Genomic DNA, 25,701 nt, shown 5'->3' with positions numbered 1-25,701 from the left:
CTGACATGAGGAAGGGCGGGGCACGTGAGAGAAGAGCCTGTCGAGCAGACCCGGCTCGGTTCGCGCGGCCGGGTGCTGGCCATGACGGCAGCGGCAGTGGTGGCGCTGGGGGCGCTCGCAGTCGCCGCGCTGGATGCGCCACCGGACCCCGGTCCCGGCGCCGGCCCGGTGGCGATCACCGAGCCGGCACCGACCGTCACCGAGCCGGCGGGCACGGGCACGACACAGACCGCCGAGCCACCGGGGGAGACGGGGCGGCCGATACCGACCTGGGAAGGCCCGACGGCTCCGCCGATCGATCTCACCCTCGCCCGCGGGATGGAGTCGGCACCGGTGACGATCGTCGAGTTCGGCGACTTCAAGTGCGTGAACTGCGGAAGGTTCGCCCGCGAGATCGAACCCGAGTTGCGCCGCCGCTACATCGACACGGGCGTGGTACGGCTGTTCTGGCGCGACTTCCCCGCCCAGGGCCGCCAGTCCATGCGAGCTGCGATCGCCGGCCGCGCCGCTGCCCGGCAAGGCAAGTTCTGGGCCTTCCACGACGCGATCTACGCTGACCAGTCCGGTGGCCTCGGCGAGGAGAAGTTGCGCTCGGTCGCCGCCAAGGCCGGACTCGACCTGGCCGCCTTCGACACCGACCGCCGTGATCCGGCCCTGCGCGAGGCCGTGGAGCAGGATTTCGCCTTCGGCGCCCAACTGGGCATGCCCGGCACCCCGGCGTTCCTGATCAACGGCACGCTGTTCTTCGGCGCACAGCCGCTGTCCGCGTTCGTCAAGCAGATCGAGAAGGCCCGGCATGAGTGAGGTCGGGTACGCCGCCGCCTTCCTGGGCGGGCTGTTCACTCTCCTCAGCCCGTGCAGTGCGCTGCTGCTGCCCGCCTTCTTCGCCTACGCCTTCCCCGGGCATGCCGCGCTGATCGGCCGCACACTCCTGTTCTACCTGGGCCTGTGCGCGGTGCTGGTCCCGCTGGGGATGGGCTCCGCACTGATCACCGGGTTCTTCTACGGCCACCAGGACCTGCTGATCACGGCAGCGGGAGCGATGCTGATCCTGCTGGGTGTGCTGCAACTGGCGGGACAGGGCTGGGCGGTCGGCCCGCTGGAACGGCTGCGCGGCCACGTCCGCGGCGACTCGCCCGGTGCCGTGCTGGCGCTGGGCGCCGTCTCGGGGCTGGCCGGATTCTGCGCCGGGCCGGTGCTCGGCGCGGTCCTCACCATCGCCGCCGCGTCCGGCAGCACGCTGCGCGGCGCCGTACTGCTCGCCCTGTACGCCGCCGGCATGGCCGCGCCCTTGCTGGTGCTGGCCCTCGTGTGGCAGCGTTTCGACCTCGGCCGCCGGCGCTGGCTGCGCGGCCGTGGCCTGCGGCTCGGCCGGTTGCGCCTGCACACCACCACCTTGGCCTCCGGGCTCACCTTCATCGGCCTCGGTGCGCTCTTCCTGGCTTTCGACGGCACCCGCACCCTGACGGTGCCGATCCCCGAGGCGTGGGAGGCCGGCCTGCAGCAGGCGGCGGCAGCCGTACAGGTGCCGGATCTGCTGGTGGTCGCGGGACTGGGAGCCGCTCTCGCCGTGTTCGTTGTGCGGCGGCTGCGGAAGGCAGGGAAATGATCGAGCGGATCCCGCTCGGCCGCAAGCCGGCAAGCCTGGCGGGGGCTGCCTGAAAGACGGGCCGGCAGGGCCGGAATAGTCTATCGTCCACGAGGTCGCCGCAAGGCGGATCGAGTACGGCGTATCCACGGGGCAGTTGTGGCGACGACCGCAGCCCCGACGATGAGCACCTCCCGGTCAAGGACGACAGGTCCCGCTGAGGACCCGAGCCGGCCGGTCATCGGGGCAGCCCCCATCGGGAGGTGCCCGCCGACACCATCTGTGTCACTGCGCGAGCACGTCCGGGAAGCCGGACATCGCGGCCAGCGTGGGATCCCGGAACTTGATCACGCGGGTGACCCCGGTGGTTGCGGGGGCCAGTACCACAACGCCCTCGGCATCCCGGGGTACACGACGGCGGCGGGTTGGCCGTTGGCTGTGGTGGCGATCATCCGCCAGTCGCCCGGTGTGCCCAGCACGTACGCGCCGAGCATGTGGATGCACATCGTCCGGCCCGACTGCCAGTCGCGGAATGGCGTCTCCTCCGGCGTAGCGTCCGCGCGCAGCACCTGTTCCAGCAGGCCAGCATGGGAGCGCTTGAAGGCTGCGATGTAGCCGTCGAGCAGCGCACGTGCCTGTTGATCGGTCGGTTCGAGCAGTTCCTCGGGCTCCGGCTCCAGTTCGTCCAGCCGGGCACGGGCGCGCTGCAGGCCGGCGAGGACCGCCGGCCGCAGCGACGTTGGTGGCGATCGTGTGAAGCCACGATCGGATCGACGCGCGGCCCTCGAACCCGGAGGAGGACCGCCACGCCCGCAGGTACGTCTCCTGCACCAGGTCCTTGGCGTCGTGCGCCGAGCCGACCATGCGGTGGCAGCGCGCCGGCAGCTCCCGGCGGAACCGCTCGGTTTCCGCGGTGAACCGGTCTTGATGCAGCGCCACGCGCATGTTGGAGGTCACGCCGGGAGCCTGATGTTGCAACACGTCCGGGTTGTCCTGGACATTGCGGCTGCTGGAACCGACGCGCCCCCAGCATGGGCGCGGCGACGATGACGCCGCTGCGCAGCGGGGTGAGGCGCCGACGGCTAAGGCCCGGGACGGGAACGGGCGACGGCCAGGGTGAGCGCGGTGACGTGCTCGGCGAGCGCCGCGACCAGCGCGGGCGGATTGCAGACGGTGAAGGGCCAGGGCAGGCCGGTGAGGATGCGCGCCATGGCTGGCAGGTTCTCCGCGCCGCTGACCAGGAGCACGCCGCCGTCGGGGTCGGCGTGCAGGTCGCCGAAGGTGGCCGGCAGATGGTCGCGGGCGGTGTCCAGGTCGGTGTCGAGCCATACCTCGGTGCGGTGAGTCCAGGCGCCGAGCGTCAACGTGCGCAGCACGTGGGTGACGGGATCGAACCCCTCGGGCGGGATGAACCGGCCGGGCAGTTCGGCGGCGCCGCTGATTCTGTCCAGGCGGTACATGCGGATGGCGGCGCGCTGATGGTCGTGTCCCACCAGGTACCAGCGGCGCGCGTGCACGACGAGCCCGTACGGGTCCACCTCGCGTGCGCCGCGGGTGTGCTCGATCCGGACGGTGTGCCGCGCGTGAGCGGCCGCGGCCAGCATCAGGGCCAGGTGCGGTTCGGGAGTCAGCGGGCCCGCCGTCGCCGAGGTGGCGGCGATCAACGCGGTGACGCGCCGGCGCAGCGGCGCGGGCAGGACGCGGTTGAGTTTCACCAGCGCCCGGTCGGTGGGGCCGGGCTCTCCCGCCTGTCCGTGCTGCTTGCCGGTCGCCAGCGCGACCGCGACGGCGACCGCTTCGTCGTCGGCGAGCATCAGGGGCGGCAGGCGCACGCCGCGGGCCAGCCGGTAGCCGCCGTAGCGTCCGCGGACGGACTCGACGGGGATGTCCATGTCGCGCAGGGCGGTGATGTAGCGGCGGACGGCGCGGGCGTCGACGTCGAGGCGCCGGGCCAGTTCGTCGGCGGGCACCAGGCCGCGCTCTTGCAGGATCTCCAGCAGTGCCAGGACGCGGATGGCGGGACGGGACACGGCCGCGATCTTAATGAGGGCAGAAAGCGTCCACAATCCTCCCTAGCCTTGCGCCGGCAAGAAGTCGATCGAAAGGAGTCGACCCGGTGTCGACCATGGTTCTTGTCGGCGGTTCGTTCCTCGGCGCATGGGCCTGGGAGCGCGTCACGCCGCTGCTAGCTGCGTACGGCCACCAGGTGCATCCGTTGACGCTCACCGGTTTCGGCGACCGCGCGCATCTGGGCTCGTCGGACACGACGCTCACCACGCATGCGCGCGACATCACGGCCGCGATCGAGTACGCAGGGCTGCGCGAGGTGGTGCTCGTGGCGCACTCCTACGGCGGAGCCCCGGCCACGGTCGCTGCCACCACGATTTCCGGACGGATCGCCCGGATGGTCTACCTTGCTGCGATGCTGCCCGAGCCGGGCAAGAGCCTGTTCGACAGCACGCCCGCGCCGGTCGTGGAGGCGATCATGGAAACCGTCCGGGACGGGCGGATCCCGGTGATGAGCGACGAGGTCATCGACGCCAACTTCGGCGATCATGGGCTCACCCCCGAGGACCGGGCCTGGCTGCGGGCACGCGGCGTCGGCCAGCCCGTCGGCACCTACCAGGACCTGGCGCCGGCCGACCTGCGCGCGGCGCAGGGCCTGCCCCGTACCTACATCGCCTGCGCGGGCGACCCGGGCGGCCCCCCGCGCATGCCGGGTATGGCGGTGATCACGCTGGACGCCGGGCACTGGGCGATGATCACCGAACCGGAGTCGCTGGCCCGGGTGCTGGACAAGGTGGCCCGGTCATGATGCGGCCGTACCGGGTGAACATTCCGCAAGAGGCGCTGGACGACCTGGCCGCCCGGCCGGCCGCGACCCGCTTCACCCGCCGGCTGCCCGGCCAGGGGCTCGGCGTGCCCGCCGACCGCGTCCGGCATCTGGTCGAGTACTGGCGCGACGGCTACGACTGGCGCGCGTGGGAGCGGCGGATCAACGCCCATCCGCAGTTCCTGACCGAGATCGACGGGCTTGACGTGCACTTCCTGCACATCCGTTCGGCCCGGCCGGACGCCTTGCCGCTCATCCTCACCCACGGCTGGCCCATGTCGGTCGTGGAGTTCCTCCCGCTGATCGACCGGCTGAGCGACGCCTTCCACCAGGCCGCCTGCGGGGCCGTCATCGATCCCGCTGGGCCTTGCCTGCTTCGCCGACGACTTCTTCCCCTCCATCCGCCCGCTCGCCGAACGCGACCACAGCGCCATCGTGCACTGGAACACCTACGAAAAAGGCGGGCACCATGCCGCGCAAGAGGAACCCCAACTCCTCGCCGACGACCTCCGCACGTTCTTCACCCTCCGCCGATGACGTCGCCCGCAGGCGTACCGGCCGCGGCACCGGTGGCCTTCACCCGATCGGGAACGCACAGCGCATGCCGACCTCGTTCGTCGCCTTCTACCGGAACATGAACCTGGGCCACCCGAACAGCCCCACGCGTGCGGTGCTCGAAGACGCGCTGCGCACCGCGGGGGCGCCGTCGGCACGGTCGTTCCAGACGAACGGGACGGTCCTGATCGAGGTCGGCGACACCTCGCCACGTGAGGTGGTGAACCGGGCGGCGCCGCGGCTGCTGGCGGTCAGCGGCTACGACGACGCCGTGTTCGTGCGTCCTGTCGACCAGCTCGCGGCGATGCTTGAGCGCGCCCCCTTCGCCGGCATCGGCGACGAAGACATCTCTCGCGAGACCTTCACCTTCTTCGACGGCGTTCAGGAGTTCGGCGCCCCGCTGCCCTGGACGAACGACCGAGGCGATGTCCGCATCATCGAGGTCTGCGGTGGCGTGGCGTTGGGCGTCATCAAGAGGATCGCAACCCGGGTCGGTAGTCCCACCGCCGAGGTGGAGGCGAGGCTCAAGGTCCCCGCCACCACCCGCACCGCAGGGACGGTCAAGCGCCTGGTCAAGCGTTTCGCCTCAGCTACGGCGAGCGACAGTGACCGCCCGCCTGCACGTCACCACGGCCCAAAAATCTCGGAAGTAGACTCCCCGGCGCGGGTTCCGAGATGACGCGCTCTGAACCTCGCAGGCGTCCGGATTTGCTTCCGAGATCACGAGGCGCCATCCGGACGCCCGCCCCACCCGGCTGCCGCCCACCTACGACGGCGTCCTCGGCGCGTACGCCGCGGCGCTGGAGCGCGCGCGCTGTCGGACGAGATCCGGCGCACCTACCGCTCCCGGGTGCGCATGTTCCTGTCCTGGCCGGCCCATCACGCCGCCACCTGTTTCGCCGGTCCTCTCACCGATCGGCAGGCGCGGGACTGGGCGGTGCGACTACCGGATGTGGCTGCTGCCCGACGGCCCCACCAGGCGCAGCCGCGTCCATGTCGACTCCGCCCTCACCTCACTGGAGGACTTCCACGTCCGCCGAGGCTTGGGCAAGGCCGACGTCGCCCGTGGCGCGTCGCCGCCGGTGGAGAAGCGCAGCTCGACGGTGGAGGCTGCTGAGCCGATGGAGCCGTCGGCCTCCTTCTCCAGGCGGGCGTCGGTCCTGAATCAACGGCCGGCCTGACGCGTACGGGCCGGGCGCAGGTGTTCCACGGCGGTGTAGGTGCCGTCGCTGTCGGCGAACACCACACCTGAACACTTCGCTGGACCCAGCGGCACGCAGCGCGACCGGGAGCCGGTCTCGTCGCTCGTGCGGCCCTTGGCGTCTTGACACGGCATCCCAGCGGCGGCCGCGTATGGCAAGATCATCTAGCTGAACGGGCGGACGCGGCAACCACGTCGCGGCCGGCGTCGGGGGAAACCGGAGGAAGTCGGGCGATGCGGGCAAGCAACACAGGGCGGATGCGTAAGGCGCTGGTCGCGGGCGTGGTCGTCGTGTCGGGGCTCGGTGCCGAGCCGGCCATGGCCGGTGCCGCTCCCGCGGTGCCGGATTCGGTGGCCGCGGACCCGGCCTGCTCGGGTGGCGTGCTGAACGCCGTCGCCGACGCCGGTGCGAAGGGCGACGGGCAGGCCGACGACACCGCGAGCCTGCAGCAGGCGATCACCACCGCGTACGCCTCGGGACGCTGCCTCTACCTGCCGGGCGGCCTCTACCGCATCACCGGCGGCCTCGACTGGAGCAAGCCCGCCTCCCTCCTCGGCGACCCCGACACACCCGCCATCTTGCGCAGCACGACCAACGCGGCCCTCGCCGACACCACCTACGCCAACCGGTGGGACCGTACGCCCGTACTGGACAACGTGGTGTTCGACGGGCTGCGCCTGGACGTCAACAGCCCCTACAAGACCGGGCCGATCATCCGGCGCAGCGTGTTCGTCAACCGCATGGGCGACGGGGAGACGCCCACCGGGGGCGACGAGCAGCAGACGAGCTCGGCCCAGGTCGCCGTGGCTCTCACCAACGTGGTCGGCGCCAAGGTTCAGGACTCGGTCTTCCTGTCGGACCGGCAGGTGGACGGCGGCGCCCCGCTGTTCACCTACCGCACCCGCGACCTGACGATCAGCGGCAACGTCCTGGGCGCCGACCTGTCCTCGACGGCATGGCTGAGCACCTGGGCCGGCGGACGCTCCTGGTCCCAGGCTCCGGCCGCGCGCCTGGCCGAGGTACGCCGCCGTACCGGCCTGCCCGCCGCCCTCGGCCACATCCAGCGCGGCATCAGCATCAAGGGCGACATCAACGCGACCGTCTCCGGCAACATCGTCAACCGCGACCCGCGCAGCCGCGCCAAGAGCGACCACGGCGTGTACGCCTGGGGCTTCGACGGCCTCAAGATCACCGGCAACTGGCTGCGCGGCTGGCCTCAGGACGCCAGGGGCGGGCTCAAGGTGCGCAACGGCACCGGCGCGACCATCGCCGGCAACCTCTTGGACGGCACCGCGCTGCTGCTCTACACCTACGACGTGACCAACGCCCCCAAGGTCTTCCAGGACGTCGTCGTCTGCGGCAACGTCTACGACGTCCGCATGGTCACGCCGGCCGCCGACCACAGCGGGATCATGTACTGGCGCAACTTCCCCGGTACCGGGGCCGAGCAGGCGATCGCCGTGTTCGGCAACCGCTTCCTCGACCCGCTCGCCGGGACCCCGGGCCGCCCCGACGTCTCCCAGGTCGCCGGGGACGCGGCGGCCTTCACCGCGTCCGACAACACCTACGCCGACGGCCGCGCCGTGCCGGTCGTGGGCATGCGCAACGCCGCCCCCACCGCCGACCAGCGCGCCCGCTGCGCCGGCAGCACCGTCCCGGAGCTCTCCATCCCCGGTTACCAGGGATAGGAGCCACCCGATCACCTCTTGCGCCCGATGTCCGGAACCGATCGAAGCAGCCAGTCGAAGCGTGCTGCGGGTCGCCGAGCCGGATGCGGGTGTCGTGGTGACCTGCTCGTCCTCGGGCACCGTTCTCACGGACGGGCAGGCGCAACGATCGGATGCCGAGCTCGGCCGAGGCCGGCTCCGTCAGGGACGTGGGTCCGCCGGCGGCGGGTCGTTTCTCGGACGAGCAGGCGCTGAGGCCGGTGGCGGTGACCGCGGTCAGCTGACCATTCGGGGCAGCGCGACCGACAAGACCGTCCTGGCGAACGCCGTCTCCCGTGAGGTGGAGATGTCGTCGGCGAACGGCGCGAACCCGCAGTCGTCACAGGTGCCCAGCCGGTCGGCGGGCAGGTGGCGGGCGGCCGTCACAGGACGTCGGCAATCGCCTGGTAGGAGCAGCCGAATCGCAGTTGTGCCGGTAGGTGCCCAGACTGTCCCGGAAACCGGCCGATGCCGCTTGGCAAGTCGGTGCCTTCGGTCGGGTGGGTAGGTCGCGTCCTCTCCTCGAGCACTCGCGGCTCGCGCTGATTGAAGTATCAGGCCGATCGGCCTACCCTCAGTACATGCAGCCTGAGAGTAGGCCGATCGGCCGAAAGCGAAACCCCATCATCGAAGAAGCCCGCCGGAGACAGATCATCGACGCCGCCATCGAAACGGTGGCGAGCGTTGGCTATGCGCAAGCATCGCTGTCGCGGATCGCGCAGCACGCACACATCAGCAAGAGCGTGATCTCCTACCACTTCGCCGGCAAGGACGAGCTGCTGGACCAGGTAGTCCAGCAGATCTACGACGACACGTGGGCCTTCATCCAGGCGCGACTCGAAACCGAGACGACCGCAGCCGGCAAGCTCCGGGCCTACATTCAGGCCAACCTCGACTACCTGCGATCGCATCGCTCTCGTGTGCTGGCGGTGGGAGACATCGTCGCCAGCCACCGCGCAGCCGACGGCACGCCGCGCTTCGCGACGACCACCGACGAATCGGTCATCACGCTACTGACCGGCATCCTGCGCCAGGGCCTGGATGACGGCGAGTTCCGGGACTTCGATCCCCAGGTGGTCGCCGTGACCGTCGGCCAGGCCCTCATCGGAGCGCTCAGCCAGTGGGCGCTGGACCCCACCGTCGATCTCACCGCCTATGCCGTCGAGCTGACCACCCTTTTCGACCGTGCCACCCGGAAGTAGGGAACGTACACATGGGCCTGACCCACAAAGGCGTCAACTACGACGTCGGCACGAACTATCTTCCCGGTGGCGCCCTCTCCCGGGACGTGTGGCGGCCCGATCTGATGCGGCAGGAGATCCGGGCCATCCGTGACCAGCTACACGCCAACTCTGTCGGCATCTACGGCACCGACCTCGACCGGCTCGTCCAGACCGCGACAGTCGCGCTGGAGCACGGGCTGCACGTATGGCTGCAACCCCGGCTGATCGACGCCGGTCCGCGCGAGATGCTGGACCATCTGGCGCGAACGGCCGAAGCCGCCGAACTCCTCAGGAAGGAGTATGAGGCGATCGACCTCAACGTAGGTTGTGAGCTCACCGTCTTCTCCGCGGGCATCATCCCCGGCGCCTCCCACGAGGACAGAAGCGCCAAGCTGGCCTCCCCGCTGTACTGGCCGCTGTTCCCGTGGTTCAACAGGAAGCTGAACCGCCTCCTGGGGAAGGCCGCCGCGGTCGCCAGGTCCGCTTTCGGGGGCCGTATCACCTACGGCTCCGGATTGTGGGAGAGAGTGGACTGGACACCGTTCGACGTCGTGGGCCTGGACTACTACCGCATGCCGTACAACGGTTCCAGGTACGTCAAGAACCTGCGCGGCTTCCACCGGTTCGGTAAGCCTGTGGTCATCGTCGAGTTCGGCTGCGGCGCCTACGACGGCGCCGCGGAGAAGGGCCCCTCCAGCCACGCGATCATCGACCGCGGCGGACCAGCGCCGGTCATCAACGGCTCATGGGCCAGGAACGAGCGTGTCCAGGCCGATCAGATCGCCGAACTGATCGGGATCTACGAGAAGGAAAACGTGCAGGGCGCGTACGTGTTCGAGTTCATCGAGCCGCACCACCCGCACTCCGCCGATCCCCGGCATGATCTCGACATGGCGGGCTACGGCATCGTCAAAGTCATCCAGGACGATGCGGCGGGATCGTATCGCTGGGAGCCGAAAGCAGCCTTCCACCAAGTGGCCCGGCTCTACGGCGGTCAGGCCTGACCACCAGCCCATCGGCCCTCACCGCCGTCGGCGCCGCGCTGGCGGGCGTAACGACGATCACGCCGAGCGACCACAGGAGCATCGCGGCACGCAGCATCGGCAACGCGATCACCGGCGACAACAACACGGTCCACCGCTGACACGGCGTCAAGCGCAGAGCCCACGAGTCGTGGCTCAGCCGTCGACCGGGACCGGATGGGCGGGCGGGGCATCGACGAGCAGGCCGGCGAGCAAGTGCGGCAGCGGGCCCAGCGTCACTCCCGTCACCTCCGTCTCCTCACGCAGTCACGAAGCGCCGCGCGCACCACCCCCGGTGCGCTGGTCACGACTGGAGACCAACAGAAGCCGATCGGCGTCGTCGATGAGGACGACTCGAGCGCTGGGACGCGGAACCGGCCCGACCGACATCCCATGGGGCGCGGCCATGCTGCGGTTCAAGGGCGGGACGCACGAAAGCTCCTTCACAGAGGGTCGAGACCTGGGCTACCGTCACGGAAACGATCATTCTCCAGGTGTGAACCGATCTTCTCCACCTGCCTGAGTCGTGAACCCCATGCGCTACGTCAAGTGTCAGCTTGCGGGGTCCCCGGGTTGAGCCAGAGCGAGACGGCCGCGTGCCGAAGGCCGTACGGCCTGCTCGCCAGGGGAGACGCGGCCTGGTCGGGCCTGAAGGCGGTCCGAGCCGCCTGTCAGACCTTTCGCGCACGCCGACCCGGAGATCACGCCGCCAGCGCGAGTGCGAAACAGCCGGCCGTCCTCTCCGCCCCCGAACGTCGCGATGTGCCGCCGGAGGACGGACACCAGCTCGGGCGGGACGGGGACGGTCCGGGTCTGCTGCACGTCCCTACGCTTCAGACCGCGCTCGTCGCGGGCCCGCCCCGAATCGGTGAAGCGCTCTATCCAGCGGATGCCTCCATCGTGTAGAGGCGGTAGGTGGTCAGGATGTTGAGCCTGTGCAGGTTGCGGCACAGGTGCAGCATCGCGTCCTGGGCCTGGGGCGGCCCGAGGGCGGAGGCGAGCGCCGGGTCGAGGCGTTCGGCCCACGGATCTGTGCAGGTCCGCGTGGTCTCCTCCAAGGTTCGGCCCTGCCGCGTCGCGGTGTGGACCTCCTCGTGGAGCCGTTCGAGGTAGGAGATCAGGGCATCGATGGCCCGGTGGCCGTCGCCGGCGGGGCCGTGGCCGGGCACGATGGTCCGCATCTCGGCCAGCGCCGCCTTCATGGCACGCAGGGTGGCGAGGTACGGCGCGGGTCCGCCCTGCAGCAGCATGTGGGCGATGCCGGCGTGGCACAGCAGGTTGCCGGTCCACGCAGTCCTGACGTCGGGCACGTAGACCACGGTGTCGCCCGGGCCGTTGCCGGGCCCGAAGTGCCACAGCTCAACCGTCCGGCCGCCCAGGTCGACCTCGGCGAAGGAGTCGAAGACGACATCGGGAAGTCGCCAGGTGGTCACCGCGTCGAAGAGGGCCTCGTCGCCGTACATGTTGCCCGATCTGACCTGCTTCTCGAAGCCGAGGTCGGTCATGTTGTCCCGGTTGGCGCGGGAGGAGATGATCACGGTGTCGGCGGGGAAGGCCATGTTCCCGAACGTGTGATCACCGTGGTAGGTCGTGTTGACCAGGTAGCGCAGCGGCCGGTCGGTCAGCTCGGCGGCCAGCGACTGGATCGTGCGCGAGACGCCAGGGGTGATGCCGGCGTCGACCACCAGCGCGGCGTCCCGTCCGGCGATGAGCCCGTTGTTGTCCTTGGGCGCCGGGACGGCCATCAGCGCGTGGACGCCGTCGGCGAGCCGCCTCGGGACGAGCTCCAGACCGACCGGCGACAGGTTGGGTCCGTTGTAGGCCGCGGGCCGCTCGGCGATCTCCCGCTCGGGGATGTGCATGGTCACAGCAGCGTCCCCAATCGCTTGAAGAGCTCGGGAACCTGCTTGCCGAGCTGGGTGCGCACCAGGTGCTCGGCCATCTTCGGCACCCCCTCCAGCTCCAGCCGGAACTCCACCCGGCAGCCGCCGTCGACGTCGCTGACTCGGTACGCCTGGCTCACCCCCGGCTTGGCCTGCGGCGGGGTGTGCAGCGTGAGCGATTCACCCGGCACGTAGCCGGTCACCGTCAGGCCGATCTCGGTGCGGCGGCCCATCACCTTGCGTACCTGCTCGACGTGGACGCCGTCACGCAGCGGCCCGTCCGCCCGCGACTCCAGGACGTCGGCCTGCCATTCGGGGAAACGCGCGGGGTCGGACAGGACGGCGAAGACGGCGGCGGCGGGACGCGCGTACGTCGCGGTGTGGTCGATGGTGATCACGGCCGGCTCCTCAGCAGCTGGGCGGTCAGCGGGTTCAGTTCGATGGGGTCGTCCTCGCCGATGACGACGGTGCCGCCCAGGTTGGTCAGGCGGTCGCCGATGACGGCGTTGGGTTCGAAGGCGAAGGTCATGCCGGGGGCGAGGGGCAGTTCGCCGCCCATCGTGGGCACCTCGAACAGCCGTCCGTAGCGGGCGGCCTCGGGCAGGCGGCGAAGCCCGGCGCCGAACCCGCACACCGGCCCCATGGGGTTGAGCGTGTGCACCAGCGGGTGCACGTTCCAGGCCCCGGCCTCCTCCAGCGGCGCGCGCATGGCCTCGACCAGGTCGCCGAAGGTGTTGCCTGGACGGGCGGCGGCCAGCCCGGCGTCGTAGGCGGCGCGGGCCACCTTGGCGCCCACCTCGATATCGGGATGGACCTCGCCGACGGCGATGGCGACCTGATGCTGGGTCTCCTTCATGCCGAACCGGCAGAACACCTCCGCCATGATCACGTCACCGTCCTCGATGACGCGCGGCGCCTGCGGCCGGTAGGACCAGGCCGGCGGACCCCAGGAGACGAACCCGGGCCCGGAGGAGATCAGCATGCCGGGAGCCGCCAGCCCGCGGCGGAAAGCGGCCGTCATGCCCGCGGCGTACACGTCGGCCTCGCTCGCGCCTGGCCGGGCCGCCTCGACCATCGCCTCGGCCATGGCGTCGCCGGTGGCGGCGGAGTGGCGGACGACGGCCAGCTCCTCTTCCGACTGGCAGATGGTGGCGAACAGGTAGCTGAGCCCGACCGGCTGGAACTCCACGCCGGGCAACTCGGCCAGCACCTGGTTCCACAGGCCGTGCGGCATGATCGGGTTGATGTGGAAGGGCGGGTAGGGGTCCAGACCGAGCACGCCGACCTTCCCGCTCTCCAGGCGGTGCTCGCGCAGGACCTCCACCACCCCGGCCGCGTGCTTGGCGACGCGGATGCGCTCGGGCGGGATCCACAGCTCCTCGCCGCGGCGCAGCGCCTGGATGTGGTCGGCGACCGGCAGGGTCGACCAGGTCAGTTCGATCGGGTCGGCGTCACGGCAGAAGACGACGATCGCGCCGGGGCGGTCGTTGGTGAAGTAGACATCCGGCGCGAAGGGCGCGAGGTCCGCGCACTCGTGCTCGCCGTAGGCGATGAGCGCCTGCACGCCCTCGGCTTCCATGATCTCCCGTGCGAGTGCCCAGCGGCGGTCGCGCTCGGCGAGGGAGTAGGTGGGAACGTTCATGGAGAAGACGCTAGGAACGGCCGCCCTGACGCCGCTTCCGTCATCCTGCTGGAGCCGCCGCGGCTCGCTTAGGTCATCGGGCCCAACGCGGCCAGTTCACCGCGCGAGGAGACGCCCAGCTTGGGGAAGGCTTTGTACAGGTGGTAGGCGACCGTGCGCGGGCTGAGGAACAACTGAGCGCCGATCTCCCGGTTCGACGCGCCGGTGACGGCCAGCCGTACCACTTGGAGCTCTTGCGGGGTGAGCGTGGCCAGCGGGTCGTCGGCCCTGACGCGGCGGGCCGGCGAGGCGCCGGTGGCGCGCAGTTCCGCGGCCGCGCGGGCGGACCACGGGGAGGCGTCCAGCCGGTCGAAGGCCTCCATCGCTGCCTCGAGCTGGATGCGGGCCTCGGCGCGCCGCCGCTGGCGGCGCAACCACTCGCCGTACACCAGGCGGGTCCTGGCCTGGTCGAACGGCTGCTCGTGCCGGCCGTGCACGGCCAGCGCACGCTCGTAGAGGCCCGCGGCCCGCTCGTCGGAGGCCAGCAGGGCTCGTGCCCGATGCAGTACGGCGAGCGGACCGGGTTGCCCGACGCCCTCGGCCCAGGCCGCGTAGCGGCGCAGGACCGGTTCGGCGCGTCGCGGCGTGCCCGCCCTGACGGCCGCCTCGACGTAGTCCGGCCAGGCATACCTCCAGATGAACGCGTACCGCGAGCTGCCCTCCGTCACCCTGTCCAGCCGGTCGAGCACCGCCTTGTTGCGACCCAGCCCGAGGTCGAGGATCACGCGCCCGTACTGGGCCCACGTGCTCGCCGGCAGCCAGGACCTGTCGTCGGCGTGCCGCAGGGCCTCGGCGGTGCACGCGGCCCACTCCTCCTCCATGCCGGCCACCCCGTACAGCCAGGCCTGGACGCCTCCCAGGTAGCCGCGCCAGAACGGCTGGCCGACGTCGGCGGCCAGGTTCAGCCCCTCGGCCACGGTGGCACGCGCCGGCCGGTGACGCCCGTCGATCAGCTGGGCGATGGTGAGGACCGTCATGGCCTGGGGGAGGCGGCCCAGGCGCCCCTGTGCCCGGCACTCCTCGACCAGGGCGGTCGCGCCGGTCAGCATCTCTTCGCGTTCTGCGCGGACGATCGCGTGGTAGGTGATGACCATGCGAACCTCGAACGGCACGGCCGTCAGCTCGCCCATGCCGTCGGGGAAGGCCGGTACGGGGGTGGTGTCCCCTTCCAGGATCATGCGGTAGCCACGGTTGATCGCGCCCACCGCGGCGGCGAGCCCGCCACCGTCGGGGGTCAGCTCCTCGGTGCGACGGGTCAGGGCGATCTGATCGGGGTGGGGCGCGCTGGTCCAGACGTAGAAGCCGGCGAGGCCGAGCAGCGAGAGCATCGTGGAGGGATCCGCCGTCTCGGCGCCTTCCTGCAGCAGCCGGGCGGCCTCGAGCGGCCTGTCGGCCTCGAATGCGAGCTGTGCCCGCACTCGGGCGAGTTCGGCCAGGACCGATCGGTCCAGCGTGGATGAGCCCGCCTGCCGCAGCGCCGCGGCGACCAGCTCGGCCGCCCGCCGGCTCAGCCCCGCCTCGGCGGCCGCCCCGGCGGCGGTCGTCCACCGGCGTACGGCGTGGGCCGGGTCGGCGGACAGCTCGGCCGCCCGCGCGTAGGCTGCCGAGACCGTCGCCTGCCCGCCGCGCTGCCGGGCGCGCAGCGCCAGGCTCTCCAGTTCTCCGGCCACGTCCTCGTCCGGTCGCAGGGTGACGGCCGCCAGGTGCCAGGCGCGCCGGTCGTCGTCGACCGCATGTGCCAGGGCCCGGTGTGCGGTCATCCGGGCGGCGATGTCGCAGGCGAGCAGGACCGCTGTGCGTACCAGTGGGTGACGGAAGACGACACCGGCCGCGCTGACCTGGACCAGTCCGGCTCGCTCCGCCGGCGCGAAGTCCGCCAGCGAGGCGTCGAGCCGTTCGAGTGCGGCGGCGAGAACCTTCAGCTCGCCGCGGTCGTCCAGGGCCGCGGTGAGCAGGCAGGAGCGAGTGGCGGCGGGGAGAGCGGCGATCCGGGTGCGGAAGCCGGCGAGCACCCGGTCCGTCACCGGCTCCACCGGCCCGAGGGAGAAGGCCAGGGGGGTGAAGGCGCCCGCCCGTTGCTCGGGACTGAGCATGCGGGGCAGCTCGATCAGGGCCAGCGGGTTGCCCTGCGCCTCGGCGACGAGTTGATCGCGGACGGCGAGCGGCAGGTCCGCCGCCTGCTCGGCCAGCAGGTGCCCCGCCGTGTCGGCGTCGAGCTTGTCCAGCCGGAGCTCGGGCAGCCCCCCGCCGGGGAAGGCGCCGCCGTCCTCCCGGGCCGCGAACAGGACGACAACGGGCTCGATGTGCAGGCGGCGCGCGGCGAACACCAGGGCGTCGGCGGATTCGCTGTCCAGCCACTGCGCGTCGTCGACCAGGCAGACCAGGGGTTCCTCCGCGGACAACTCCACGAGGAGGCTGAGTGTCGCCAGGCCGACGAGGAAGCGGTCTCCTCGGGTCGCCTCACCGAGGCCGAGCGCGCCCAGCAACGCCTCCGCCTGCTGCGTGGGCAGCGCGGCGACGCCGTCGAGTACGGGGCGTAACAGCAGATGCAGGGCGGCGAAGGGTAACTCGGCCTCCGACTCGATCCCGGCGACGCGCAGCACGCGCCCGGGCGTCCGCCGGGAGGCGTACTCCAGAAGGGCCGTCTTGCCGATGCCCGCCTCGCCGCGCACCACCAGAGCGCCGCCCGGTCCGTCGAGCATCTGGTCGATCCGGGCCTGTTCCGCCTGACGGCCGTGCAACATGAAGATCCTCAGCAGTCACGGCGCATCCACTCGATCGCCCAGAGGTGCACGACCTTCCCCTGCGCCCATTCCGATCATATGGGCTTTCAGCGGGCATAGTAGGACTGGCCGCTCGGTCATCGTGGAGTGTGACCTGCCGGCACGCCGCCCCGATGCCGCGCGCGAACGCCTCCTTGGGGGCCGGCGCCCACTCCCGCCGCGTGTGCCTGCTGGTACGGGCCGCCTGCGCCTCGTGGGCGAGCGGCACGGCGGCGCGCACGTACGTGCCGGGAAGGCCGCACGGGCGGGACCGGCGGTCGAGTGCCCCATCTTGACACGAGAAGGTGTGAGTGGTTTATTACTCACATGATGACGAGCCGAGCGCGACAGCTGTCCACCGCCGAGGAGCGCCGGGAGACGGTGCTCGCCACCGCCATCGGCGCCTTCGCGGCCCGCGGCTACTGGGGCACGACCACGACGGAGGTGGCCAAGGCGGCGGGCATCTCCCAGGCGTATGTCTACCGGCTGTTCCCGAGCAAGGAGTCCCTGTTCGTGGCGGTCGTCGAGCACTGCTTCGTGAAGGTGCGCGGCGCGCTGGAGCAGGCGGTGGCCACCCACGGTGGCGGCTCGGCCGAGACCGTCCTGCACGCGATGGGCGACGCCTACGCGCAGCTGATCAGCGACAACGACCTGATGCTGATCCAGCTGCACGCCCAGGCGGCGGCGGTGTCCGAGCCGGCCGTGCGCGAGGCGGTCCGGCAGGGCTACGCCCGGCTGGTGGAGTACGTGCGCGGCGCCTCCGGCGGCAGCGAGGTCCAGGTCCAGGACTTCTTCGCCCGGGGCATGCTGTGCCACCTGCTGGTGTCCACCGGAGCCGACGAGGTCCAGGCCCCCTGGACGCGGACCCTCTCGGCGGGCATCACGCACTACTGAGCCCTCCCGGGCGATCCGCCCGGGGGCGACGCGGCGGGGCTCGCGCCCCGCCTTCTTTCCCCGCAAAGACTGAGTGGTTAACCACACACATTTGGAGTCGGAGATGCGCAAGACAGTCACGGGTCCGGCGCTCGCTGCCTTGGCCGCGGCGCAGTTCCTCGTCGTACTCGGCAACTCGATCGTCAACGTGGCTCTCCCGCAGATCCGGGACGGCGCCGGTCTTTCCGGCGGCGGCACGACCTGGGTCGTCAACGCCTACGGACTGGCGTTCGGCGCTCTGCTGCTGGCCGGTGGCCGGGCCGCGGACCTGCTGGGCCATCGCAGGCTCCTGGTGGGCGGCCTGGCGGTCTTCGGGACGGCCTCGGCCGTGTCGGGGCTGGCGTCCTCGGCGGGTGTGCTGATCACGGCCCGTGCCGTGCAGGGGATGGGAGCGGCGGCGGTCGCCCCGGCTGCGCTGGCGGTGGTGATGACGTTGTTCCCGCCCGGCCCCGGCCGGGGCCGGGCGCTGGGGGTGTGGGGCGCGGTCTCGGGCGCCGGCGGCGCCGCCGGGGTGCTCCTGGGCGGTCTCCTGGCCCAGGCGTGGGGCTGGCGGGCGCTGTTCTTCGCCGTCACCGCCGGTACCTTCGCGGCGCTGGTCGCCGTCGCGCTCGCCACCCCGCGCGCTCAGCCGCGCCCCGGCGGCCGGTTCGACCCGCTCGGCACTCTCACGATCACTCTGTCCCTGACCGGCCTGGTCTGGGGGCTGAGCACAGCCCGCGCACAAGGCTGGACCGACGGACGTGTCCTGGGCGCCCTCGCCCTCGCCGCCGTTCTCGGCGCGGTGTTCGTCCTGGTGGAACGCCGTCACCCCGATCCGCTGGTGCCGCCGCGGCTGGTGCGGGGCGGCCGGGTGGCCGCGGGCAACCTGCTGATGGCCCTCTTCGGGTCGGTGTGGCTCGCGCTGTTCTTCTTCCTGCCGCTCTACCAGCAGGAAGTCCTAGGCGAGAGCCCGCTGCTCACCGGTCTGGGCCAGCTTCCGCTCGCCGGCGCCATCATGATCGGCTCAGCTCTGTCCCCCCGGCTCACCGCCCGGCTCGGATCCCGCCGGACGCTGCTGTCCGCCCTGCTTGTGCAGGCCACCGGGACGCTGTGGCTGGCGCGGATCAGCGCCGGAAGCTCCTACCTCGCCGACGTGCTCGGTCCGAGCGTCCTCATCGGGCTCGGTCTCAGCGTCGCCTTCATCCAGCTCACCGACCTGTCCATGGACGGAGTCGCCAAGGAGGACTCCGGAACGGCCGGCGGGTTGGTGAACACCGCCCGCCAGGTCGGCGGCGCGATCGGCCTGGCCGTCCTGGCCACGCTGGCCGGCTCGGTCACCGCAGGCTCCTCCTCACCACAGCTCCAGGCCCTCACCGACGGCTACCGCGCGGCGTTCGCCGCCTCGGCCGCCGTCCTGCTCGCCACGGCCGTCCTGGCCGCCTGTCTGACCCGTTCAACCGAAAGGAATCCCGAAATGCGCACCATCGACGAGACCGCCCCGGTGATCGTCCGCCTGTCCACCACCATCGACGCCCCGATCGAGCGGGTATGGGCACTGCACACCGGCATCGACGCCTGGCCGAGCTGGAACGGCGACATCGACACCGCCACGCTCAGCGGCCCGGTGGAGCCCGGCAGCTCCTTCCGATGGACCACTCACGGCCTGGACATCACCTCCACCGTCTTCGAGGTCGTGCCCCGCGAGCGGATCGTGTGGGGCGGCCCGGCCGGCGGCATCGACGGCGTGCACGTGTGGACGTTCACCGCCGACGGCGACCGCGTCACCGTGCGTACCGAGGAGTCGTGGGCCGGAGCGCCCGTCGAGGCCGCCGCCGAGCAGCTCGGCCAGGCCCTGCACGCCTCACTCCAATCCTGGCTCGCGGCCCTGAAGACCCGCGCCGAGCAGCCCGCCTGATGACCACCCCCTTCACCGCAGAACGCTCCGACCACATCAAGGACGAGGAAATCCCCATGACCATCAAGCCCTACCTGACCGGCCACTACACCCCCGCCGTCGACGAGATCACCGCGACCGGGCTGACCGTCGAGGGCCACCTGCCGCCCGAGCTGAACGGCCGGCTGGTCCGCAACAGCCACAACCCCAAGCCGGGAGTCACCCCCACGCACTGGTTCAAGGGCAGCGGCATGGTCCACGGCATCCGGCTGCGGGACGGCCGGGCCGAGTGGTACCGCAACCGGTGGGTCCGCACCCCCGCACTCGACGGCGCCCCCTACATGACCGAGCACGGCCCGGACATGGCCGCCAGCCCCGCCGGCACCCACGTCATCGAACACGCCGGACGCCTGCTGGCCCTGTGCGAGGCGAACTTCCCGTTCGAGCTGGACGCCGAGTTGGAGACCGTCGGCGTCCACGACTTCGACGGCAAGCTGCGCAGCGCGATGACCGCCCACCCCAAGACCGACCCTGTCACCGGCGAACTGCACTTCTTCGGCTCCTCGCCGTTCCCGCCCTACCTCCTGTACTACGTCGCCGACGCCGAGGGCCGGATCGTGCACAGCGCCGAGATCCCCGGCGCCACCGCCTCCCTCAAGCACGACTTCGCGATCACCCGCCACCACGTGGTCTTCGTCGAGGGGTCGGTCACCTTCGACCCGACCGAGCACTCCGGCATCCCCTACGGCTGGAGCGACGCCCAGCCCTCCCGCATCGGCGTCATGCCCCGCACCGCCGACGGCGCCGCCAGGATCCGCTGGTTCGACATCGAGCCCGGCAACATGCTGCACGCCGCCAACGCCTACGAGGACGCCCAGGGCCGCATCGTCCTGGAGGGCCCCACCGTCGACCGCGAGGGCTTCCAGCTCTCCTGGAACTGGTGGGTCGGCGCGCCCGGCCGCGGCGCCGAGCCCAACACCCGCTCCTACACCCGCCGCTGGGTCGTCGACCTCGCCCAGGGCAGCGTCGGCGAACAGACGATCGACGACCTCGCCGTCGAGTTCCCCACCCTCAACAAGGACTACCTCGGGACCGAGAACCGCTACACCTACGCCATCTCCTTCCCCGACCAGGACGGCTTCGGCGGCTACGGCGTCGTCAAGTACGACCGCGCCACCGGCGCCCGCCGCGTCCACCAGGCCGGCGACGCCCGCCTGCCCAGCGAGGCCGTCTTCGTCCCCGCCGAAGGCGCCACCGGCGAGGACGACGGCTACCTCCTCACCGTCGTCTCCGACCTCAAGCAGGACGCCTCCCAGCTTCTGGTCCTGGAGGCCGCCGGCCTCGACCGGATCGCCACCGTCCACCTGCCCCGCCGGGTCACCGGCGGCATCCACGGCTCCTGGATCCCCGACACCGACCAGTAGCCGGGGCTTCGGGGCGGTCCTCACCGGGCCGCCCCCGTTGTGAGACAGGAACCTCCTGATGTCCCTCGACGGAATCCCCCTGGCCGCGCACGTGCCCGCCGCCCTTGCCATCCTCGCCGGCCTCGTCACCGACCGGATCGGCGTCGTCAGAGCGTTATGATCTTGTCAGGCACGTTGGCTGGCGTCGCAGGCATGGCCTTGGAGGCGAGGCGCCGGGACCCGTCAGGTCAGCGCCGAACGGCGCTCTTCCGAGGGACGACGCCGGTACGTGCTGGCCCCGCGCACGCCCCTCGCCCGGCTACAGCGAGAGACCACAGCACAACAAAGATCATGCTGTTAGGCGCTCCAAGTAAGGGTCATCATCCGAGATGACCGGCATTGGGCTAGTTTGGCCGGGATGAGGACATATGAGGATCTGGCGGCAGAGCTGGTGACCGAGCGGCTGCGGTTGCGGCGGTGGGTGCCGTCGGATGCAGAGAAGTTCCGCGGGTTGTGGCTTGAGCGGGACCCGCGAGTGCCGGCGGCCCGGCGGATCGACGCCGAGGGACGGCCGACGGTCGAGGACGTCCGCCGCTGGCTCCTTGACAATCCGCTGGCGGCCGATCCTGGGCTCGGGTTGCTGGCCATAGAGCTGCGCGACACCGGCGAGTTCATCGGGTATTGCGGATTGACCGTCGGCCAGGGATCGTTCGACGAACCTGAGATCGCGTACGAGCTGGCCCGACGAGCCCAGGGCCATGGTTACGCGACAGAAGCCGCCCGTGCGGTCTTGGAAGCCGCGATTCGAACAGGGCGTCGCCGCCTCTGGGCCACTGTGCGGGAGTGGAACATACCCTCGTTCCGCGTCCTTGAGAAGCTCGGCTTCCACCGAAGCGACCGCATTGACGAGGACGTCGAACACGGTGACTCGATCTGGATGACGCGCGTACTCGACCCCGGATAGAGACGCGGGCATCAGCTGTCATCGCGAAGGCGAGCGCCGGACTCATCCCCGAACGCCCGGACCGATACTCGCGGTCGGGGCACCGCAGCCGTCACCCGGTGTGGCCTGCGGCCCCGCCGACCGGCTGCCGATCGAGGTCGTCCGCTGCCGCTCATCGCCGAGTGGACCGCGGTCAAACGCCGGTGGGGCCTGACCGTGGACGAGCGGGAGAAGCAGGAGCTGACCTCCGTCGCCGCCCGGTGCCCGAACGCGCCGCTGCCCGCTGACCTCCCGCTGCTTCACCACCGTCTCCCCGCACTCCCGGGGCCGCTGCTCACACCTGCGCGCCCGAGGCTTGGCCGGGTCAGGTGGCGTTCACGTCGGTGGTGGCGAGGGCGGCGTAGACGTCGGGGCGGGTGCGGCGCAGGCGCAGGCCGAGGAAGCCGACGGCGGCGTACGTGGCCCGGGGCACGGTGTGGTCGGGGCGGCGGGCCTCGTCGCGGTGGATGGCGGTGGCCTCGAAGCCGATGAACGCGGCGACGGCGAGGCCGAGGGGGCCGCTCATGCTGGAGGTGAAGACGTTCGCGGGAGTGAAGGAGTCGAGCGTCAGGCCGTTCGCGCCGCCTTGGGGCAGGACGGCGACGGCCGGCAGGAGCAGGATGGCGGTCTTGGCGATGAGCAGGGCGGCCAGCACTGTGGCGCCGAGGTCGATCGACCGGTAGCCGAGGAACCGGACCAGGACGATCCCGGCGAAGGCGTACACGCTCCAGGGCAGCTCGACGCCGAGCAGGGTGCCGAAGGTCGTGGCGGCGAAGAAGCCGAAGGCGCCGTACATGCCAATCTGCAGGGCGTTGTAGGAGAACACGGCGAGCAGCGCCGCGCCGAGACCCGCCGGCCGCCCCATTCCCTGGGCGATGTAGGAGTAGAAGGCGCCGGCGTTGCGGATGTACGGCGTCATCGCGGTGAAGCCGATCGCGAACAGGCAGAGGACCACGCCGACGGCCAGGTAGGCGACGGGGGCTCCGATGCCGCCGAGCACGAGGGCCAGCGGGGCGACTCCGGCCATCACCGTCAGCGGCGCGGCCGCCGCCACGACGAAGAAGACGATGTCGGCGACGCCGAGAGTGCCGCGCTGCAGGTGAGGGGCGCTGGACGATCCTGAGGCGGATCCCGGGGGAGTGGCGGGGACGACAGGCTCGGTCATGGGGGGTCCGAGGGGGTGGTCCTCGCTGGGACGGTGGTAGATGGGGCGCCCCGAGGGCGGACGGAGAGAAGAGCGCTCGCCGGGACGGTGAGGGAGGGGCGGGCCTGGTCAGCGACGACGGTGGGTGGAACGGACCTGGTCAGCGACGCGGGTGGGTGGGGCGGCCGGCGAGCCAGGTGCCGAGGACAGGCAGGGAGAACAGGTCGCGGGCCGGGATCTCGACGGGGTCGGCGGCGGTGCTGTCGCGTACGGCAGGCGTCACACGCCCTTCGCGAGTGCGAGCCTTCCTGGGGAATGTCCAGGTCGATCAGCTGGCCGCCGCCGGCGCGGCGCACCGTGGCGGGCGGTCAGGTCAGCAGGCCGCGCTGGAAGGCGACGGCCACCGCGGCGGCCCGGTCGTTGACTCCGAGTTTGGCGTAGATGTGCAGCACGTGCGTCTTGACCGTCGCCTCGCTGATGAACAGCTGGGCGGCGGCCTCCCGGTTGGTCGTGCCCTGCGCGATCAGCCGCAGGATCTCCAGCTCCCTGGCGCTGAGCGGATCGGCGACCGGCGCGCGGATCTGTCCGATCAGCCGCGTGGCGACCGACGGCGAGAGCACCGACTCGCCGCGGGCGGCCGCCTCGACCGCGCGGATCAGCTCGTCGCGGTGCGCGTCCTTGAGCAGGTAGCCGGTCGCTCCGGCCTCGATGGCCGGCACGACGTCGCGGTCGGTGTCGTAGGTGGTCAGGACGAGGACGCGGGCCGTGCTGCCGGTCCGTGCCAGTTCCCTGATGGCGCTGACGCCGTCCATGCGGGGCATCCGCAGGTCCATCAGGATCACGTCCGGCCGCAGGGCGAGGGCGAGCTTGACCGCCTGGCCGCCGTCGCCGGCCTCGCCGAGCACCTCGAAGCGGTCGTCGCCGGTGAACATGCCCCGGATGCCGTCGCGCAGGATCGGGTGGTCGTCCACGATCAGCAGCCGGATCGGCGTGCTCACGCGTCCTCCCTGGCGACCGCCGGGACGGTGGCCGAGATCGCGGTGCCGCCGCCGGGCTCCGACTCGATCTCCAGGCTGCCGGCCAGCCGCGCCACCCGCTTGCGCATCGACGTCAGGCCGAAACCGCCGCCCTCGCCGGCCCGGTCGAGGGCGAAGCCGACACCGTCGTCCCGGACGTCCAAGGTGACCACATCTTCCATGTAGGACAAGGTAAGGCCGACCCGGCGGGCCTCGGCATGCTTGGCCACGTTCGCGAGCGCTTCCTGGGCGATCCGCAGCAAGGTCTGCTCGACTTCCGGGTGCAGCGGTCGTGCCGTGCCTGTCGTGATCATCTCCCCCGGCACGGCATGCAGCCCCGACCAGCCGGCGACCACGTCGGCGAGAGCCTCGGGCAGCGGAGCCGTCTCCAGCTGGCCCGGCCCGATGGCGTGCACCGAGCGCCGGGCCTCGGCCAGGCTGTCGCGAGCCAGCCGGGCGGCGGTGTCGAGGTGCCCGCGCCACCGCGCGCCGGTCTCCCCGGCCTGCGTCGCCGCCTGGATCTGGGCGATGATCCCGGTGAGCCCCTGGGCGAGGGTGTCGTGGATCTCCTGCGCCATGCGCTGGCGCTCGTCCAGCACGCCGGCCTCGCGGGCCTGGAGGAGGAGCTGGGTGTGCAGGACGGCGTTCTCCCGCATCGCCTCCTCGAGCTGGGCGACCATGCGCTTGCGTTCGGTGCTGCGGGCCGTGGTGACCTCGCCGACGAGGCTGAACAGGGCGACCAGCGAGGTGATCGCGGCGACGAAGAACAGGTGGGTGAGGATCGCGGGGAGCGTCGGGGCGGGCAGGCCGCCGGTGAAGCCGGTCACGCTGATCGTGGCGGTCGCGGCGACCCCGGCGAAGCGCCACTTGCCGCTCAGCAGGTGCCAGGAGGCCAGGTAGCCGGTGAAGGCGAAGAATCCGGCGAACCAGATCCCCTGGCCGCACAACACTCCGATCAGGACGATCAGCCCGGTGACGTACAGCGCGTGGTGCCGGCTGCGGCCCAGCAGGGCGATCCAGGCCGCCGTGACGGCGGCGACGCCGAGCATCAGCAGATGCTCGGCGAGCGACCGTCCGTCGGTCAGCCAGGCGAGGGCGACCGAGACCACGAGCAGGAGGTACGGGACGACGGCCTGGAGCCGTTCGAGGCGGGCCTCCTGCAGGTCGAGCGAGGTCACGTTACTCCCAGCGGAAGAGCTTGGCGGCGGCGACGCTGATGACCACCGCGTATCCCGCCATGATGACCAGCGACAACGAGTTCGGGAAACCGCCCGCCCAGACCTCCTGCAGAGCCTGACGGAAGGCGCCGAGCGGGGTATATGTGCCGATTTGGGCAAGAATAGCGGGCATCTGGGTGGGCGGCTGGATCAGCCCGGCCAGGTAGGCCATCGGGAAGTAGAGCAGCACGCCGATCCCGTTGGCCGCCCGGCCGTTCGGCGCCAGCGCGGCGATCAGCAGGCCGATCGCGAACATCGCGCCGGTGCCGAGCAGGAAGGCCAGCGTGACGGCGGCGGGCGCGCCGGGCAGCCGCGCGCCGAGCAACGTGCCGGCCACCACGAGCAGCAACCCGCAGGCGGCGACCGCCAGGACGAGTTGCAGGATGAGCTGCACCGCCAGCAGCCGCGCGGGCGGCACCGGCGTGGTGGACAACCGGCGCAGGATGCCGCGCTCACGGTAGGTCGCCAGGGTGGTCGGCACCAGGTACAACCCGACGAGGCCGACCGCGATGGACAGGGCCATGGGCACCACCACCGTGTCGCCGGCAGAGACCGAGCTTCCGAAGACCACCAGGATGAACAGCGGGATGAGCAGGGCGAACACCGAGCCGGGTTCGCGGACGAGCAACTTGATCTCGACGGTGGTGAGCTTGGCGAGCGCGCTCATCTTCGGGCCTT

The 25,701-nt window shown here is 71.3% G+C and carries 24 protein-coding genes and 1 pseudogene; 13 read left to right on the top strand and 12 right to left on the bottom strand.

Going from position 1 to position 25,701, the window contains the following annotated elements; genetic code table 11:
- Nucleotides 1–24: 24 nt before the first annotated feature.
- Nucleotides 25–804: a DsbA family protein gene (locus ACIBST_RS05185; protein WP_397169268.1), complete on the top strand. Its 780-nt coding sequence runs from the start codon at nucleotides 25–27 to the stop codon at nucleotides 802–804.
- Nucleotides 797–1,609 (top strand): cytochrome c biogenesis CcdA family protein, encoded by an 813-nt coding sequence (locus ACIBST_RS05180; protein WP_397169266.1) that lies wholly within the window; start codon nucleotides 797–799, stop codon nucleotides 1,607–1,609. The genes ACIBST_RS05185 and ACIBST_RS05180 overlap by 8 nt, the downstream gene beginning before the upstream one ends.
- A 723-nt stretch (nucleotides 1,610–2,332) precedes the next feature.
- Here the strand turns inward: ACIBST_RS05180 and ACIBST_RS05175 are convergent.
- Together ACIBST_RS05175 and ACIBST_RS05170 are read right to left on the bottom strand one after the other, a co-directional pair.
- Nucleotides 2,333–2,533 (bottom strand): annotated as a pseudogene (locus ACIBST_RS05175) (sigma factor); the annotation flags it as partial.
- A 137-nt stretch (nucleotides 2,534–2,670) separates the two neighbouring features.
- A complete protein-coding gene (locus tag ACIBST_RS05170; RefSeq protein ID WP_397169264.1) occupies nucleotides 2,671–3,618 on the bottom strand; it encodes a helix-turn-helix transcriptional regulator in 948 nt (315 codons plus the stop codon).
- A 95-nt stretch (nucleotides 3,619–3,713) separates the two neighbouring features.
- Here ACIBST_RS05170 and ACIBST_RS05165 point away from each other — a divergent pair, with 95 nt between their 5' ends.
- The 5 genes from ACIBST_RS05165 (at nucleotide 3,714) to ACIBST_RS05145 (ending at nucleotide 7,866) form a co-directional block, all read left to right on the top strand.
- Nucleotides 3,714–4,403 (top strand): alpha/beta fold hydrolase, encoded by a 690-nt coding sequence (locus ACIBST_RS05165; RefSeq protein ID WP_397169430.1) that lies wholly within the window; start codon nucleotides 3,714–3,716, stop codon nucleotides 4,401–4,403.
- The gene (locus tag ACIBST_RS05160; protein ID WP_397169263.1) at nucleotides 4,400–5,059 is read left to right on the top strand and encodes an epoxide hydrolase N-terminal domain-containing protein; all 660 of its coding nucleotides are present in this window, start codon (nucleotides 4,400–4,402) and stop codon (nucleotides 5,057–5,059) included. Before ACIBST_RS05165 ends, ACIBST_RS05160 begins: the two co-directional genes overlap by 4 nt.
- Nucleotides 5,023–5,655: a DUF1697 domain-containing protein gene (locus tag ACIBST_RS05155; RefSeq protein ID WP_397169261.1), complete on the top strand. Its 633-nt coding sequence runs from the start codon at nucleotides 5,023–5,025 to the stop codon at nucleotides 5,653–5,655. Before ACIBST_RS05160 ends, ACIBST_RS05155 begins: the two co-directional genes overlap by 37 nt.
- A 271-nt stretch (nucleotides 5,656–5,926) precedes the next feature.
- Nucleotides 5,927–6,157, top strand: a complete 231-nt coding sequence (locus tag ACIBST_RS05150; RefSeq protein WP_397169259.1) for a hypothetical protein — start codon at nucleotides 5,927–5,929, stop codon at nucleotides 6,155–6,157.
- A gap of 278 nt (nucleotides 6,158–6,435) precedes the next feature.
- Nucleotides 6,436–7,866, top strand: a complete 1,431-nt coding sequence (locus ACIBST_RS05145; protein ID WP_397169257.1) for a glycosyl hydrolase family 28-related protein — start codon at nucleotides 6,436–6,438, stop codon at nucleotides 7,864–7,866.
- A 255-nt stretch (nucleotides 7,867–8,121) separates the two neighbouring features.
- Here ACIBST_RS05145 and ACIBST_RS05140 read toward each other — a convergent pair whose 3' ends face one another.
- Nucleotides 8,122–8,271 carry a hypothetical protein gene (locus tag ACIBST_RS05140; RefSeq protein ID WP_397169256.1) on the bottom strand — a complete coding sequence of 50 codons (150 nt, stop codon included), beginning with the start codon at nucleotides 8,269–8,271 and terminating at the stop codon, nucleotides 8,122–8,124.
- A 194-nt stretch (nucleotides 8,272–8,465) separates the two neighbouring features.
- Between ACIBST_RS05140 and ACIBST_RS05135 the strand changes: the two genes are divergently transcribed.
- Entirely contained in the window at nucleotides 8,466–9,086 is a 621-nt protein-coding gene (locus ACIBST_RS05135) for a TetR/AcrR family transcriptional regulator (protein ID WP_397169254.1), read from the top strand.
- An 11-nt stretch (nucleotides 9,087–9,097) separates the two neighbouring features.
- Nucleotides 9,098–10,111: a hypothetical protein gene (locus ACIBST_RS05130; RefSeq protein WP_397169252.1), complete on the top strand. Its 1,014-nt coding sequence runs from the start codon at nucleotides 9,098–9,100 to the stop codon at nucleotides 10,109–10,111.
- An 896-nt stretch (nucleotides 10,112–11,007) separates the two neighbouring features.
- Here ACIBST_RS05130 and ACIBST_RS05125 read toward each other — a convergent pair.
- The 4 genes from ACIBST_RS05125 to ACIBST_RS05110 all read right to left on the bottom strand — a co-directional run bounded on the left by ACIBST_RS05125 (nucleotide 11,008) and on the right by ACIBST_RS05110 (nucleotide 16,437).
- Nucleotides 11,008–11,991 carry an MBL fold metallo-hydrolase gene (locus ACIBST_RS05125; protein WP_397169429.1) on the bottom strand — a complete coding sequence of 328 codons (984 nt, stop codon included), beginning with the start codon at nucleotides 11,989–11,991 and terminating at the stop codon, nucleotides 11,008–11,010.
- A gap of 2 nt (nucleotides 11,992–11,993) precedes the next feature.
- A complete protein-coding gene (locus tag ACIBST_RS05120) occupies nucleotides 11,994–12,410 on the bottom strand; it encodes an SRPBCC family protein (protein ID WP_397169250.1) in 417 nt (138 codons plus the stop codon).
- The gene (locus ACIBST_RS05115) at nucleotides 12,407–13,654 is read right to left on the bottom strand and encodes a M24 family metallopeptidase (protein WP_397169248.1); all 1,248 of its coding nucleotides are present in this window, start codon (nucleotides 13,652–13,654) and stop codon (nucleotides 12,407–12,409) included. The genes ACIBST_RS05120 and ACIBST_RS05115 overlap by 4 nt, the downstream gene beginning before the upstream one ends.
- Nucleotides 13,655–13,722: 68 nt before the next feature.
- Nucleotides 13,723–16,437, bottom strand: a complete 2,715-nt coding sequence (locus ACIBST_RS05110) for a LuxR C-terminal-related transcriptional regulator (protein ID WP_397169246.1) — start codon at nucleotides 16,435–16,437, stop codon at nucleotides 13,723–13,725.
- A gap of 345 nt (nucleotides 16,438–16,782) precedes the next feature.
- Here ACIBST_RS05110 and ACIBST_RS05105 point away from each other — a divergent pair, with 345 nt between their 5' ends.
- The 4 genes from ACIBST_RS05105 (at nucleotide 16,783) to ACIBST_RS05090 (ending at nucleotide 21,628) form a co-directional block, all read left to right on the top strand.
- The gene (locus tag ACIBST_RS05105) at nucleotides 16,783–17,349 is read left to right on the top strand and encodes a TetR/AcrR family transcriptional regulator (RefSeq protein WP_397169245.1); all 567 of its coding nucleotides are present in this window, start codon (nucleotides 16,783–16,785) and stop codon (nucleotides 17,347–17,349) included.
- Nucleotides 17,350–17,452: 103 nt separating this feature from the next.
- Nucleotides 17,453–19,282, top strand: coding sequence for an MFS transporter (locus tag ACIBST_RS05100; protein WP_397169243.1), 1,830 nt, complete (start codon nucleotides 17,453–17,455; stop codon nucleotides 19,280–19,282).
- Entirely contained in the window at nucleotides 19,282–20,685 is a 1,404-nt protein-coding gene (locus ACIBST_RS05095) for a carotenoid oxygenase family protein (protein ID WP_397169242.1), read from the top strand. The genes ACIBST_RS05100 and ACIBST_RS05095 overlap by 1 nt, the downstream gene beginning before the upstream one ends.
- A gap of 397 nt (nucleotides 20,686–21,082) precedes the next feature.
- Nucleotides 21,083–21,628, top strand: a complete 546-nt coding sequence (locus tag ACIBST_RS05090) for a GNAT family N-acetyltransferase (RefSeq protein ID WP_397169240.1) — start codon at nucleotides 21,083–21,085, stop codon at nucleotides 21,626–21,628.
- Nucleotides 21,629–21,971: 343 nt separating this feature from the next.
- Here ACIBST_RS05090 and ACIBST_RS05085 read toward each other — a convergent pair whose 3' ends face one another.
- The 5 genes from ACIBST_RS05085 to ACIBST_RS05065 form a co-directional block, all read right to left on the bottom strand.
- On the bottom strand, nucleotides 21,972–22,811 hold the full coding sequence (locus tag ACIBST_RS05085; RefSeq protein WP_397169238.1) for an APC family permease: 840 nt from the start codon (nucleotides 22,809–22,811) through the stop codon (nucleotides 21,972–21,974).
- Between the two features lie 139 nt (nucleotides 22,812–22,950).
- Nucleotides 22,951–23,073 carry a hypothetical protein gene (locus ACIBST_RS05080; RefSeq protein ID WP_397169236.1) on the bottom strand — a complete coding sequence of 41 codons (123 nt, stop codon included), beginning with the start codon at nucleotides 23,071–23,073 and terminating at the stop codon, nucleotides 22,951–22,953.
- An 85-nt stretch (nucleotides 23,074–23,158) separates the two neighbouring features.
- Entirely contained in the window at nucleotides 23,159–23,788 is a 630-nt protein-coding gene (locus ACIBST_RS05075; RefSeq protein WP_397169234.1) for a response regulator, read from the bottom strand.
- Complete coding sequence (locus ACIBST_RS05070; protein ID WP_397169232.1) at nucleotides 23,785–24,984, bottom strand: sensor histidine kinase; 1,200 nt, start codon at nucleotides 24,982–24,984, stop codon at nucleotides 23,785–23,787. The genes ACIBST_RS05075 and ACIBST_RS05070 overlap by 4 nt, the downstream gene beginning before the upstream one ends.
- A gap of 1 nt (nucleotide 24,985) precedes the next feature.
- A complete protein-coding gene (locus tag ACIBST_RS05065; RefSeq protein WP_397169231.1) occupies nucleotides 24,986–25,690 on the bottom strand; it encodes an ABC transporter permease in 705 nt (234 codons plus the stop codon).
- Nucleotides 25,691–25,701 lie beyond the last annotated feature (11 nt).

The sequence above is a fragment of the Nonomuraea sp. NPDC049684 genome (assembly GCF_044465345.1).
Classification (GTDB): domain Bacteria; phylum Actinomycetota; class Actinomycetes; order Streptosporangiales; family Streptosporangiaceae; genus Nonomuraea.
This window is presented reverse-complemented; position numbering and strand designations above follow the sequence as displayed.